Origin of the sequence: Pedobacter sp. R20-19 (assembly GCF_000708265.2) — a bacterium.
In the GTDB taxonomy this organism is placed as follows: Bacteria; Bacteroidota; Bacteroidia; order Sphingobacteriales; family Sphingobacteriaceae; genus Pedobacter.
The window spans coordinates 146,637-161,913 of the sequence record NZ_JCKI01000007.1; the positions used below are offsets into that span (position 1 = coordinate 146,637).

At 37.8% G+C, this 15,277-nt stretch carries 10 protein-coding genes; 2 read left to right on the forward strand and 8 right to left on the reverse strand.

Translation table 11 applies throughout. From position 1 onward, the window contains the following. Nucleotides 1–109 precede the first annotated feature (109 nt). The 6 genes from dnaG to AN34_RS16020 all read right to left on the reverse strand — a co-directional run bounded on the left by dnaG (nucleotide 110) and on the right by AN34_RS16020 (nucleotide 7,227). Nucleotides 110–2,095 carry a DNA primase gene (gene dnaG, locus AN34_RS15995; RefSeq protein ID WP_029286965.1) on the reverse strand — a complete coding sequence of 662 codons (1,986 nt, stop codon included), beginning with the start codon at nucleotides 2,093–2,095 and terminating at the stop codon, nucleotides 110–112. Nucleotides 2,096–2,313: 218 nt separating this feature from the next. Continuing rightward, nucleotides 2,314–2,973: an SGNH/GDSL hydrolase family protein gene (locus AN34_RS16000; RefSeq protein ID WP_029286966.1), complete on the reverse strand. Its 660-nt coding sequence runs from the start codon at nucleotides 2,971–2,973 to the stop codon at nucleotides 2,314–2,316. A gap of 13 nt (nucleotides 2,974–2,986) precedes the next feature. Further along, entirely contained in the window at nucleotides 2,987–4,549 is a 1,563-nt protein-coding gene (locus AN34_RS16005; protein WP_029286967.1) for a serine hydrolase, read from the reverse strand. A 55-nt stretch (nucleotides 4,550–4,604) separates the two neighbouring features. After that, nucleotides 4,605–5,546 carry a hypothetical protein gene (locus tag AN34_RS16010; protein ID WP_029286968.1) on the reverse strand — a complete coding sequence of 314 codons (942 nt, stop codon included), beginning with the start codon at nucleotides 5,544–5,546 and terminating at the stop codon, nucleotides 4,605–4,607. A 69-nt stretch (nucleotides 5,547–5,615) separates the two neighbouring features. Further along, a complete protein-coding gene (locus AN34_RS16015; RefSeq protein WP_029286969.1) occupies nucleotides 5,616–6,800 on the reverse strand; it encodes a M20 family metallopeptidase in 1,185 nt (394 codons plus the stop codon). Beyond that, entirely contained in the window at nucleotides 6,787–7,227 is a 441-nt protein-coding gene (locus AN34_RS16020) for an SPOR domain-containing protein (protein WP_051666682.1), read from the reverse strand. Before AN34_RS16020 ends, AN34_RS16015 begins: the two co-directional genes overlap by 14 nt. Before the next feature lie 185 nt (nucleotides 7,228–7,412). On the opposite strand from AN34_RS16020, the gene AN34_RS16025 reads away from it, so the two are divergent. Both AN34_RS16025 and AN34_RS16030 read left to right on the forward strand, forming a co-directional pair. Next, nucleotides 7,413–10,280, forward strand: coding sequence for a TonB-dependent receptor (locus AN34_RS16025; RefSeq protein ID WP_231625568.1), 2,868 nt, complete (start codon nucleotides 7,413–7,415; stop codon nucleotides 10,278–10,280). Next, nucleotides 10,271–11,083 (forward strand): DUF4249 family protein, encoded by an 813-nt coding sequence (locus tag AN34_RS16030; protein WP_029286972.1) that lies wholly within the window; start codon nucleotides 10,271–10,273, stop codon nucleotides 11,081–11,083. Before AN34_RS16025 ends, AN34_RS16030 begins: the two co-directional genes overlap by 10 nt. 82 nt (nucleotides 11,084–11,165) lie before the next feature. Here AN34_RS16030 and AN34_RS16035 read toward each other — a convergent pair whose 3' ends face one another. Next, nucleotides 11,166–11,537: a PEGA domain-containing protein gene (locus tag AN34_RS16035; RefSeq protein WP_029286973.1), complete on the reverse strand. Its 372-nt coding sequence runs from the start codon at nucleotides 11,535–11,537 to the stop codon at nucleotides 11,166–11,168. A 284-nt stretch (nucleotides 11,538–11,821) separates the two neighbouring features. Then, entirely contained in the window at nucleotides 11,822–15,124 is a 3,303-nt protein-coding gene (secA, locus tag AN34_RS16040) for a preprotein translocase subunit SecA (protein WP_029286974.1), read from the reverse strand. Nucleotides 15,125–15,277 lie beyond the last annotated feature (153 nt).

The following is a 15,277-nucleotide window of genomic DNA, read 5'->3' on the forward strand; positions in this document are numbered from 1 at the left end:
TGTTACTAAGTTGAATGTTAAGTCGAAGTACATGTAAGATATATATGATTAAAAGACCTAACTTTAAATAAATACCCCAACTCGTAATTTAGAACCTGAAATTTTTAACCTATTTAACAATTACTGAACCTAAAAATTTGTTAATCTCTCTTTCTACACCTTTAATTACACTATATCTCTGCATTAGAATCATTTGATTATCGGCATCCTTTTCCTCCTTAATTTCTTTCAAAAGGTTGGTTAAAATCCTATCGACTTTCCTTTTCTTCAGGTGGAAGATCCCCCCCAAAATAGTGGCTTTGAGATTCATGGATTCATCCTTTACATAAATTAAGTGCTTATTTAGCCAATTTTCACTTAATGCATATTCTGATGTCGATAAGGTAATGGCCAAATCAGCAATACTGTGATCTTCATGTTTGATAAAATGATTGGCTGTTGGTAACCTGCCATCATCAATTTCTGACTTATAGTAATCAATAATGCTTTTACAAAGTTGATTTTCAAATTCAACATCGGCCAGATTTTGCATTACAAATGAGCCAATGTACATGTCATCGATATTATCCCAGTTCACAAATTCGTGTCCGTAGGCAAGCAGCAACCTTACTATTTCTTTCTCCTGGATCTCATCAGTATCAACTTTTGGTTCTCCATATCCAGATGGCCCGGCATTATCATCCCATAAATCATCGGGAGGCCCAAGTGGTTCTGGTGCACCTGATGAATAGGATTGCGGTTGACTACTTTGCGCATTAGCCCTTTGGTTGCTCTCAAAATTCTTTTTAACCTTTCCAGAGCGTATTTTGTTCAATTCTGAAAGCAAAACGCTTTCTTCAATCTGTAGCAAACTGCTGCTCTCTCTAATAAAAACAGAAGCTTTAATCTGATCTGGAATTTTAGCAATACTTTCTACAATGTCTCGAATAATGCCAGCCCGTTTAATAGGGTCGTCACCAGCATCCTTCAGTAAAACATTTGCCTTGTAAAGGATAAAATCCTTCCGGTTATTTTCCAGGTAAGTTTTAAATGCCCCTGCCCCTACATGGTGCATGTACGAATCCGGATCATGCCCATCGGGGAAGGAAACAATTTTAACATTGAGCCCCTCTTCCAAAATCATATCCAGACCACGGAGTGAAGCCTTTATTCCGGCTGCATCTCCATCAAACAGGATGGTAATGTTTTGCGTAAAACGACCAATCAGCTTAATCTGTTCTACGGTTAATGAAGTACCCGAAGAGGCTACTACATTTTCTATTCCGGCTTGGTGAACGGAGAGCACATCTGCATAACCTTCTGCCAGGTAGCAGTTGTCTAAATCACGAATGGCTTTCTTGGCATGAAACAAGCCATATAAAACATTTGATTTATGGTAAATCTCACTTTCGGGCGAGTTTACATATTTCGGAACATTTTTATCGGTTTTTAAAGTTCTGCCACCAAAGCCAATAATTCTACCAGTAAAATTATGAATGGGAAACATCACCCGGCCGCGAAAACGATCGTAAATTTTCCCGTTATCATTCTTGATGGATAAACCAGTTGATTCTAAAAATTCAAGTTTATGGCCAGCATTGGTAGCGTTTTGTGTTAAAGCATCCCAAACATCCGGAGAATAGCCGACTTCAAACTTCTTTAATATATCTTCTCTAAATCCACGTTCTTTGAAGTAGCTTAAGCCAATCCCTTTACCTTCATCTGTTTCCCAAAGTTGTTTCACAAAAAAAGCCGCAGCGTACTGAGATACGATGTAGAGACTTTCTTTTGCACTTTGCGCTTCCGCTGCCTCTGGAGAAAGTTCGGCTTCCTCTACTTCAATGTTATATTTATTGGCTAAAAATTTAAGTGCTTCCGGATAAGAGTATTTCTCATGATCCATAATAAAACGCACCGAATCGCCTCCCTTGCCGCAACCGAAACATTTATAAATGCCTTTGGTTACAGATACGTGAAAGGAAGGTGTTTTCTCGCCATGAAAAGGACAGTTACCAATTAAACTGGTTCCACGTTTTTTTAAGTGCACAAAATCCCCTACTACCTCCTCTATCCGGGCGGTATCCATTATCTTATCTATCGTTTCGCGGTTGATCATAACCCCAAACCCCTAAAAGGGCTTTTACCTTTCTTTAATATAAAATATTTTCTTCTATCCGCAGCAATACAAAATCGTCATTGCGAGAAGGCTTTATCAGCCAAGGAAGCAATCTTTTTTGCTATTCATTCATTTTCAAACCATTAAAGCTTTGCAGGTATAGATTGCTTCACTCCATGGCACATTCCCTTCCTTCAGTTCGCAATGACTAATATGTTCTATTTAACCAATGGCAATAACTGATCAGCTACTAATTTATTACCGGTTTCATTCAGGTGTACTCTATCAACGGTTAAAATCCCTTTTTCATTATCTTCAGGATTATTTTGTGCCTCGTAATCAGCAAAAATCTTTCTCAAATCACAAACTGGTAAATTGTTCTTTGCTGCCAGTTCTCTTATTCCAGCGGCATATTTATTTAGGTCGGCATCCATTTCATTCGTTCCATCCTTTTTTTCACCAATTACAGAAGGCGTGCACAGTGCCACCTTACTTCCAATACCCTGAATTTTATTAATCAATGCCTGATAAAATTTTAAATACTTATCATAATCCGTTCCGGTATGCGAAGATTGTTTATGCCACACATCATTAATGCCTACATAAATCACCACCAAATCTGGTTTCTTATTTAATACATCATCCTCTAAACGTAAATATAAATCGTAGATTTTATTACCACCGATGCCTGCACCAATTACTTCATATTTTGTAGAATCCAGCCTTTTTTTGAGTAAGGTAATATACCCGTTTTTAGATACGCCTTGTTGAGTAATTGAATCACCGAAAAAAATTATTCGTTTTGGTTTTAACGTCATTGATGTGAAAATCACCAGGCAAAAGCCTATTAAAATTAAAGTGCTAAACAGGTTTCTCATAATTTTTTATCGGTTAGGGTTTCTTTTTAAAATCAAGGTCTTGAAAATCGAAACTAAAGTCAGTTAGCGGAGAAATGGCTTCTATTTTAAATCCATCCGCAACGGCGTTATTATTCAAGCTAAAATTGACAAATGCATCAGCATCTAAACTTCTATCGTACCATTTCACAATAAATGTATTCCCTTTATAATAAGTCATATCACCTCGCAATTTTGGTGCATTCTTCGCCTGAAAATGCATTTTACCATTTACTTCGCTTATGGTTACTTCTCCAAACCATGCATCATTAAACGTTCCGTAATAGCTTTTAGCATCAGGTTTTGAAGAAACTGCTTTTTGCTGTGCAGCAATATCAGCCCAAACTTTAGTCACTATTTCCCTGGCCTCTTTCTCATTGGCCAGGCGGCTATCATTAGACAACTTAATTCTATCCTTTCCCTTTATGCCCAAATAACCGTCTTTAATGGAATTGGTAATGGCGTTAAATGCTGCACCAGATTGTTGATTGGTTAAAACAATGATTCCTAATTTTAATTCTGGTAAAATCGTTACTTGCGTTACAATTCCAGACAAGCCACCAGTGTGGGTAGCCTGGAACTTACCATTCACGTTACTCAAAAACCAACCCAATCCATAGCTATTAAAGCTGCCCTGATTGCCAGCTGCGATAATGGTTTGAGGTGTCCATAGTTCGCGGGCTACAGCATCGCTAAATAATTTCTGATCAAGTTTTTCGCCATATTTACCGCCACTAATCATCGCCTGAACCCATTTACTCATATCTGTTACACTCGAATAAATACCGCCTGCAGCGTTTGCTACCTCACCAAAACTTAACCCAACAGGCAATAACTTTCCTTCATAGGGCGCATGGCCATCAATTACATTTGATTTATCTTTTAACCGATACCATGAAGCAGCAGTTTTAGTCATTCCTAAAGGTTTGATAATTTTGCTTTCAATAAAATTTTCATAAGTCATTCCCGAAACCCTGGCCACCACATCACCTGCAACAATATACATCAGGTTATCGTAATCGTATTTGGTACGGAAAGAAGATACAGGTTTTAAATAACGGAGATTATGAATCAGTTGATTTTTATTTACCGTAGAAGAATCAGGCCAGATCATTAAATCGCCTGCTCCGAGGCCTAAGCCACTGCGGTGTGTTAATAAATCACGGATGGTAAATTCACTGGTTACATAGGCATCATACATTTTAAATTCTGGAATCACGTCAGTAACTTTTGTATCCCAGGTAATTTTTTTCTCATCAACCAGCATGCCTATCGCAGCTGCGGTGAAAGCCTTTGTATTAGATGCTACGCCAAACAGTGTATTTTCATCTACTTTTTTATTGGTTTTTATAGAGCGAACGCCATAACCTTTCAAATGAATTATCTTACCATCTTTAATCACAGAAACGGCTATTCCAGGAACATTAAATGTAGTTAAGGTCTTTTCAACCAAACTATCAATTTGAATGGAAGATAGGATTTGAGCCTGTAAGCTAACGCCACTGCAAAGTAACAGGGCAATAAGAATTTTAAATTTAAGAAGGGAAGGAAGTTTCATTTTTACGGGTTTGAATAATGGCTTAAAGATAATAAATCTTTTACGCAAGCCATTCTTACTTCCCTTTTTCCAACTTATAATCTTTATGTACAATAAGGAAACTCGCCCGCTCCTCTTTTTTAAACGGATAGTCCCAATTTCCCTGATAGGTGATTTTAGTAGGTAATTTATCTTCACCAAAATAGCCCATTTCAATATTCATCTGTACATTAAAATCAAATAACATATTGCCATACTTCATATCGACATATCTTCCAAGAATATTAAAATTCCGCTTATCAAATATGGTAACCAGTTCTTTGATCATGATACCATCCTTGGTCCAGCTACTTAAATCTGGTTTTACTGAAACTTTAAAACGATACACCGGAATAGAATCCAGGTAAGTACCACTGGTGAAAGCATAATCATAATACTGACGCATATTTGCAGTAAAAATTTCAGTTTTACTTCCAATAAAAGGTACTTTAACGGGCCTGCCAGGGTTAAAGATCAGGGTTTTCAACTTGTCTTTATAACCTTCATTAGTTCCTCCTTTACCATCGCCTGTTGGCGCATTTGGTACGAAGTCGGTATTATAGGCATTCATAAAAATGTAATCAAACATCTCAACGGTATACAACTGATACTTTCCGTTTTTCTTGTAAACCTTGCCAGTATCCTGCTTCACCAGGTATTCCATTTTGTAAGGGCCGCTATTGTTGTGTTTAATTTTACGATAAATCTTTCCGTCAACCTTATTTTTCTTATCATAAGTGTAAATCCTATTTTCAGCAATGAAACTATAACGTTTCATGTTTCTAAAGGATTGATAAAATGACGTATCATTGATTACCTTATTAATGAACGTTTCAATATTCAGCTTTTCGGCTTTAATATTAACGGTAGAATCCAGCGTAATGGTTTTAATCGTATCAGGATTGAAACGAGGAATTTCCTGTGTAAAACCTGTAAAATAGAATGCGGTAATCACCAGGATTAAAAATATTTTCTTCATGCTTGTGTTGCTTGGCAAAAACGATGCCTTAATTAATTTAAGAAACATTAATTAAAGGCGACATTTAATTTAGTTGCCTAGTTGTTTTAATGCAATGTATGCCATTAATCCCGTAGAAATTTTCAAGGCATCTTCATCGATATCAAATTTTGGAGTATGCACAGAATATTGCGTATCCTTGGCGACATTTCCTGTACCTAAACGGTAAAAGCAGGCATCTGTTATCTGTGAATAGAATGAAAAATCTTCTGCAGCCATCCAGATATCCAAATCAACAACATTTTCTTTGCCTAAAAAATCTTCAGCAAAAGATTTAGCATTTGCGGTTAGCTTTTCCTCATTAATTAAAAACGGATAACCCTTGTGGATATCGAAATCACAGCTTCCCCCCATGCTTTCGGCAATACCTTCAGCCATTTTTTTCATGCGTACGTGCGCCTCAGCTCTCCACTCCTCATCAAGGGTTCTGAATGTACCTTCAATTTTAACATCGTTCGGGATAATATTTGTAGCACCATTGGCTGTTACCTTACCAAAGGATAAAACAGAAGGTATCCGTGGATCTGCATTACGACTTACGATTTGTTGCAGCGCAATAATGATATGTGAGGCAATAACCACCGGATCGATATTTTGATGTGGCTGAGCACCGTGTCCGCCTTTTCCGGTTACGGTAACATATAACTCATCAGTTGATGCCATGTAAATTCCCGATCGGAAACCTACCTTGCCAGCATCTATTAAAGGCATTACATGCTGACCAACAATATAAGCTGGTTTTGGGTTTTCCAGAACACCTTCCTTAATCATGATACTTGCTCCTCCTGGAAGCAATTCTTCTGCAGGCTGAAAGATAAACTTAATGGTACCGGCAAATTCACTTTTCAGTTGATTTAAAATATATGCAGTTCCTAAAAGGGATGAAGTATGTACATCATGTCCACAGGCATGCATCACGCCGGGATTTTTAGAGGCATAAGGTTTATCACTTACTTCTGTAATTGGCAAGGCATCCATATCACCACGCAAAGCAATTACCTGATCAGATGGCAAATCTCCTTTTAACAAGGCCACAACACCTGTATTGGCACAACTGGTAAACTCAATTCCCCATTGTGTTAACTTGTCTTTAACGAATGCAGCGGTTTCAAATTCATGGTAAGACAATTCTGGGTTTGCATGTAAATGCTGACGATAGCCTACTACATCATCAAAAATGGTTGCCGCTAAATTCTTAATTTTATCTTTGATCATCAGTAGTCATATCTAATTGTGGTGCATTAATTTTTTCCCTAAAAATAAATAATGTTGGGAAGGTTGGTCTGATTTCGCTTATTAATCGCTGGGCTTCTAATCTTGTTCTAAAATCGCCAACCCGAACATAATAGTTTGGTTCTTTATAAATCAGGTAAGTATTTAGCCTTGGATATAATGTTTTAAAGCGTGCCTGTTGATTAAAAACCTCTCGCCGATCGGAACCATAGAAAATTTGAACACGGTATCCATATGATGAAACAATAGGTTTCCCGGTTTTTACCTCACCTGATGTCCGGTATACATCTACTCTTTTGGCAATCAAACTATCAATTAAGGGATCTTTTATAACTATAACCTCTCCCTTTTGAGCAAAAGCGATATTGAAAAAAAAGAAACTGAAGATTAGTGTATAAAATATTTTCATGATGATATGACAGTAGACAAACGAAAATTGTTTTAAAAACAAGAATGCCGAATTCCCCGCAAAATTCGGCATTCTTTATGGGTTGTGCAAATGGTAGTTTTCAAGAGAAATTCATTTGGAATTTCTTAAGTTTTTAATGCTGAAATGCAGAATATTTCCTGTTATTAAATTGCATTTCTTAAAAAATGTTAAAACATATAGGAATTATCGATAGAAACCGTTCATCTACCGATATTTTAATTGGAATAGTTGGCAGGCTGTTAAATTTATTGCCAATTATGATTAGAAAAATACTCTTTCCCTTTGCATTTACTTTTATTTTCCTACATTTTGCCCATGCACAGCAACGGCTTCAAAGCGACATAAAAATAAATGGCTTTTACACGACCACTTTAGATGTGGTTTTGGATTCGCTGATCAGACAGCATCAGTTGAAAATTATATTTGATCGCAATCTGGCCGAAAAAAAACTCATCTCAGAGCGCTTTAATGATGTCCCCCTTAAATTAGCCTTAAAAACCTTATGTAAGTCGGCAGAATTAAATTACTGGGTAGAATCTAGCGGAACCATTTATGTTGTGCGCACACCAGATGAAGTAAGAAGTTTGCAAAGATCAGAGCTGAACAAGCAAAAAACTGCTAGCCAAATTTTGAAAACCGTTACTACCGAAAAAATTGACACGATCAAAAGGGGCGGAAAAGTCAGCCAAAAAGCCTTTAAACTTACAGGTCAGGTGATAGACCAGATGAATGGCGAATCGCTACCAGGAGCTGTTGTACATATCGAAAATACAACCATAAGGGCCACTACTAATGCTGATGGTTTTTTCACCCTGAATAATATCCCGGCAGATACCTGTGTCATTTCAACTTCTTATGTAGGTTATTTAACAGACAGGCGTGCTTTAACCTCAATTGATCCGAACAAAATCTTAATCCTTAGTTTAACCATTACCAGAAATAACCTGGAGGAGATCACCATTAAAGGCAACAAAAATGATGGCATTATGAGTACAGATAAGCGCAAAGTAAGTGTTTTGCAAATATCACCAGCCAAACTTGCCGAACTTCCTAATTTAGGAGAAAAAGATATTTTACGCTCTTTTCAGTTAATGCCTGGGGTAAGTGCGAGTAATGAATCATCGTCAGGAGCTTATGTACGTGGAGGCACCCCCGATCAGAACTTAGTATTATTTGATGGCTTCACTGTGTATCAGGTAGATCACCTTTATGGATTTTTCAGTGCCTTTAACAGTAATGCCATAAAAGACGTACAACTTTTTAAGGGTGGCTTTTCAGCTAAATACGGTGGTCGTTTATCTAGTGTTACAGAAATTACAGGTAAAGAAGGAACCAAAAAAGATTGGAATGTAGGCGGTGATTTAAGTTTACTTTCTGCTAACATTTACTTTGAAACACCAGTTAAAAAGAATGGATCATTTTTATTTGCGGCCCGTAAATCATATCAGGGACCGCTTTATAACAAAATATTTAGTCAGTTTAACAAAACAAGCGAAGTAACCACTGGTATGGGCGGTGGCAGAGGTTTTGGTGGTAGTGCGCAGGCAGCAACTACGCCAACTTCTTTTTTCTATGATTTAAATGCAAAATATACAGTTAACGTAGGTAAAAAAGACTTGCTGGCTTTGAGCGTTTACCAGGGTGATGACGATACTGATAACAGCAGAACCATTAGCATACCATCGTTTATTAGTACAAGCAGTTCATCGATCAGTCCAACCATTACAGATAAAACAACTTACGGCAATTTAGGATCAAGCCTGAAATGGTCTAGGAGATGGAACAGTGATTTATATTCCAATACATTAGTCAGCTATTCCAGCTACCACAGCGATAGAAACCGAACCAACACCATCGGTGTAACGAATGCTGATGGAACTGAAACCGAAGTGAGTACCGGCACCATTGAGCGCAACCGACTGAAAGACTGGAGTTTCAAATCGGATTGGGAATATCAGATTAACAATAAAGTGAAGTTTTTATTTGGCGCTTATGGATCTGCACAAAATGTAGTTTACAAATACAGTCAGAACGATACCAGCACCTTGATTGATCAATCTAAAGACGCTAAAACCGCCACCGCTTATGCAGAAGGTGAATTTAGTCCGTGGGAAAAGCTACAGTTTAAGGGTGGTGTTCGTGAAACTTATTATTCCCCTACCGGAAAAACATATTTTGAGCCACGTTTTTCAGGAACATACACTTTAACAGATCGCTTCACATTAAAAGCGGCCACAGGTAAATTCTATCAGTTTATTAACCGCGTTGTGCGTGAGGATATCCTTTCAGGCAGCCGGGATTTCTGGGTATTAGCCAATGGAACAAGTATTCCGGTTGGAAGCGCAAACCATTATATAGCGGGCTTCAGTTATGAAACCGATAAATACTTATTCGATGTTGAAGGCTATTATAAAACGCTGAATGGCTTAACTGAATACTCACAACGCTTAACTGGCAATCTCATGTCTTCTACTTTAGAAGAACATTTTTATAACGGCCGTGGCTATACTTCCGGAATTGAATTTCTGGTGCAAAAGAAAGCTGGAAGATATACCGGTTGGATCAGTTATACGATGGCCATTGCCCGCAATCAGTTTGATGATTATGGTGCAAGTTATTACTCTGCCAATCAGGATGCCCGTAATGAATTTAAATCTGTTAACATGTACAAGCTTGGCAACTGGACATTCTCTGCCACCTGGATTTTTGCAACAGGCAAACCTTACACTGCACCAATAGCCAGTTATACGTTTGATAACGCCAGCGGAAACAATCAAACCTATTTAACCATCAGCGGAAAAAATACAGAAAGAATGCCAGCCTATCACCGCTTAGACCTTGCAGCAACACTGGATTTAATTAAAATCGACAATAGAAAAACAGGCAGTATCAGTTTCTCTCTCTTTAATGTGTACAACAGAACCAATGTTTGGTATAAGGAATATACCATTTACAACAATCAGGTCATTACTACAAATGTAAATTATCTGGGCTTTACACCTAACATTACCTTCAGCTTAAAATGGAAATAACAACTACTCTAAAAAAAATATTCTTCTATCTGGTTCTTGTAATTGTTTCGTCTTCCTGTAAAAAGGATGGCGGAGACAATGCCATAGCAGATGGTCCGGTAATAGAATCTTACCTCACCAATGGGAAAGCGGTAAGCCTTAAAGTATACGAGCAAAAAGGACTGCTGGATACGGCGAAGTACGGTGCCGCCATTTCAGGATTAGCGATCACCTTTAATAATGGCGTTAAGAATATAACACTCCAGGAATCTTCTAAAGGTACTTACACCAGCTCAGAAACGGATTTGATCATTGCAGGCAATACCTGTTCCTTTAATTTCGCTTATAATGGAAAAACAACATCAGGAGAAACTTCAGTTCCAAGCACACCGGTTTCTTTTACAGCTTCCGCTCTTCAGCAGGGCGTACCTAATCCTGATCCGGACTCGACTTCAACAACTTTTGTACCTGTTGATTTTTCGTGGAATAACAATGAGAAAGGCTATTACCTGATGGTTTTTGAAAATCACGATAAAACACCCAACAGGATAGGAAGTGGTTTTGGCCGCCGTAATGGGTATCAAGACAGAGAAGAATATTTGGGTCAGGTTTCTACCTACAAAACGCAAAGCAGAAGTTTTGAATTTTCTGGTTATTACAATGTTTACCTGTACCACATTAATATAGAATACAATAACATTGTGAACAGCAGTTCTACCAGCTCATTGAATTTAACAAATCCGCCAACCAATATTAAAAATGGTTTAGGGATATTTACCGCAATGAGCAGATCATCGTTAGTGTTATATGTTTATGAGCAATAAAACTTTAGAGTAGCTCTATAAATAAAAAGCGGCAATTTTCGTAACAAAAATTGCCGCTTTTTATGAATGATATTTATTTCTATTATTTTTTAGGATCCAACTTTAATTCATAAACCTTAGGATCATATTTCATCATGGCGCCAGTAGCGGCATCAACTCCCCAACCAATCAGCCCAAATAAATTTAATACTGCAACAGGATTGAATGCTGGCGTTGGCTGAAAGGTTTTGGTTTCATAACAATCAAGTTTTAAGCTAACCATTGGCCCTGAAAATCCTTTTTTCAATGGAACTGCCATTGGTGTAACACCTACTTTAACACCATCAACTTCAATATCAGCAGCTGGGGGGGTAGAATTAATCTGAACGTTTTGTTTTGTTCCGGTGAAGATGGTTGCGCAGCTCGAAAGCAGCAATGTTGCCGAGATGGCAACAAGGGTAAATACTTTTTTCATTTTGTGTGTGTGTGTTGTGTGTCCCTACTCTTATGGCTTTTCAGTTCCGCCCTGTTTACGGTTCAGCTCCGCTTTTATATTAACAGCATAAAGAAGTTGCCTACCAACTTCGAAATTGATCAATAGCTTGTAAATACGTTTAAGGATTGTGTTGATTAGAACAAGTAGATGAGTTAAAGTCTACGTCAATAAATATAGTATTAAATCTGAGCATTAAAAACCTATTTGTACAAAAAAGGCCTTGACGAAAGTCAAGGCCTCAATAATGTGCTATATAATTTATCTTACAAATTTGCGCCGTGGCAGTTTTTGTATTTTTTACCACTTCCGCAAGGGCACAGTTCATTTCTGCCTACTGTTGCTTCTTTACGGATAGGTTGTTGTGGAACAGCTTCACGGGTATCACCAAATTCAATGCCTGGTTCTTCTCTGCCAAACTCTTGTTTGGTGGTTTGTAACTTAGGTTGTTTTACTGGTGCTGGTGCTTCTCTCAAGTCTTCAGCTTCTTGCTGAACCGGGATACCACCTTTATATAAGAAACTTACAACCTCTTTGTTTACTGCATTAAGCATGTTTTTGAATAGGTTAAAAGCTTCCATTTTATAGATTACCAATGGATCTTTCTGCTCATACACTGCATTTTGAACTGATTGTTTCAAATCATCCATTTCACGTAAGTGCTCTTTCCAGCTGTCATCAATTAAGGCCAGAACGATTGTTTTCTCGAATGAACGAACAATCTCTTTTCCTTTATTATCGATAGCTTTCTTCAAATCTACAGCAACCTGAATCCCACGAATACCATCTGTGAATGGAACAACAATTTGCTCAATATGCTCACCACGCTCTTCGTAAACCTGGGTTAAAACAGGTAAAGACTGCTGAATTACTGCTTCTGATTTACGGGCATAGAAAGCCTCTGCTTCATCAAATAGTTTTTCAGTAAGCTGCGCAATATTGGTTGATGCAAATTCTTTCTCGGTAATGGCGGTATCTAAAGAGAAGTTTTTAATTACTTCCAGTTTAAAACCGTCATAGTTAGCTTCTTCTTTGTATTCTGTTACAATATCTTCAGCAACATCGAAAACCATGTTGTTCATATCCACGTCTAAACGTTCGCCAAATAAAGCATTTTTACGTTTAGCATAAATTACAGTACGTTGAGAGTTCATCACATCATCGTACTCCAATAAACGTTTACGAATACCAAAGTTATTTTCTTCTACTTTTTTCTGAGCACGCTCAATAGATTTGGTAATCATCGAATGTTGAATTACTTCACCATCTTCAATACCCATCCGCACCATAATACCAGAGATTCTTTCAGAACCAAATAAACGCATTAAGTTATCTTCAAGGGAAACGAAGAACTGTGAAGAACCCGGATCACCCTGACGACCAGCACGACCGCGTAACTGCCTGTCAACACGACGCGATTCATGGCGCTCGGTACCCACAATGGCTAAACCGCCTGCTTCTTTCACACCTGCACCTAATTTAATATCCGTACCACGACCAGCCATGTTGGTTGCAATGGTAACTGTTCCTGCCTGACCAGCTTCGGCAACAATATCTGCCTCCCTCTGGTGCATTTTAGCATTTAATACATTGTGTTTAATTCCACGAAGTTTAAGCATACGACTTAACAATTCCGAAATCTCAACTGAAGTTGTACCAACTAATACCGGACGACCAGCCTGTGTTAACTTCACAATTTCATCGGCAACTGCATTGTACTTTTCACGAACCGTACGGTAAACATAATCCTGATGATCTTGTCTGGAAATATTTCTGTTTGTTGGAATTTCAACAACATCCAGTTTATAGATAGACCAAAACTCACCAGCTTCAGTAGTCGCCGTACCCGTCATACCACAGAGCTTATGATACATACGGAAATAATTTTGCAAAGTTACGGTAGCATAAGTTTGGGTTGCATCTTCAACCTTAACGTTTTCCTTCGCCTCAATCGCCTGGTGTAATCCGTCAGAATAACGACGGCCATCCATGATACGACCAGTTTGCTCATCAACAATTTTGATCTTTCCTTCATCGATGATATATTCTACATCAATTTCGAAAAGGGTATATGCTTTTAACAATTGATTTACAGAGTGAATGCGTTCTGCTTTCACAGAGTAATCACGCATCAGGGCATCTTTGGTAGATACTTTTTCTTCTAAAGGCAAGTCTGATTTTTCAAGCTCTGCTACTTCTGTACCTACATCTGGCAAAACAAAGAAGTGAGGATCTTCACCTGATTGGGTAATTAACTCAATACCTTTTTCTGTTAATTCTACCTGGTTATTTTTTTCATCAATATAGAAGAACAATTCAGAATCTACCTTAGGCATATTCTTAGATTGATCTGCCATATAGTAGTTTTCTGTTTTTAACAATAAACCACGAACACCACTTTCACTTAAGAACTTAATTAAAGCTTTGTTTTTTGGCAAACCACGATAAGCACGTAATAGTGCTAAACCACCTTCACCTTCTTCCGTTCCGCTGTTACCTGCATTAATTAATTTTTTAGCTTCATTTAAAGCTTGAGAAACATATGCTTTTTGCGCATTTACCAAACGCTCAATGCGTGGTTTTAACTCATAAAATTCATGTTGATCTCCATGAGGGATCGGGCCTGAAATAATTAATGGTGTACGGGCATCATCAATTAATACTGAATCGACCTCATCCACCATGGCAAAGTGTTGCTTGCGCTGAACCAATTGATCTGGAGTTTGCGACATATTGTCACGCAGGTAATCGAAACCGAACTCGTTATTAGTTCCATATGTAATATCTGCAGCATAAGCTTTTCTTCTTTCTTCAGAGTTTGGCTCATGTTTATCAATACAATCTACACTTAAACCATGAAATTCAAATAAAGGACCATTCCATTCACTATCTCTACGGGCCAGGTAATCATTCACAGTTACAATGTGAACACCTTGTCCGGCAAGTGCATTTAAATATGCAGGCAAAGTACTCACTAAGGTTTTACCCTCACCTGTAGCCATTTCGGCAATTTTACCACTATGCAGAACAATACCACCTATTAACTGTACATCGTAGTGAACCATGTTCCATACCACTTCAGTTCCGGCAGCATCCCAACGGTTTGCCCATTGAGCTTTATCGCCTACAATTTTAACGTTACTTTTGCGTGCGGCATAATCCCTATCAAATTGTGTTGCAGTAACTTCCAGGTAATCATTTTCACTTAAACGGCGTGATGTTTCTTTTACCACGGCAAAAGCTTCTGGAAGAATTTCCAAGAGAACTTTTTCCAATTCAGTATCGCGATCTTTCCCTAAAGCATCAACCTGATCGTAAATGGCAGTTTTTTGATGAAGATCCAGCGCTTCGCTTTCTGCGTCAGCTTTTAAAGCAGAGATCTTACCATCTATTTCGGTTAAAAAAGCAGATATCCTACCTTTAAATTCTATTGTTTTACCACGCAACTCATCGTTGCTGAGCGCTGAAAGTTTGCTGTACTGTTCATTGATTTTAACAACCAATGGCTGAATAGCCTTAATATCTCTTTCTGATTTACTTCCGAAAACCTTCGCTAAAAATCCTAACATTATGTTTTAAATCGTATTTATTTTAAAAAATGGTGTGTTACAACAACCAAGCCATTGTATTGTGCTAGTCAGTTTGGCAGTTATTAGTGGCTAAAATTAAGGATATATTCTAAAATATCAGTTATATTGCTAGTGATAAATCAAATCATCTAC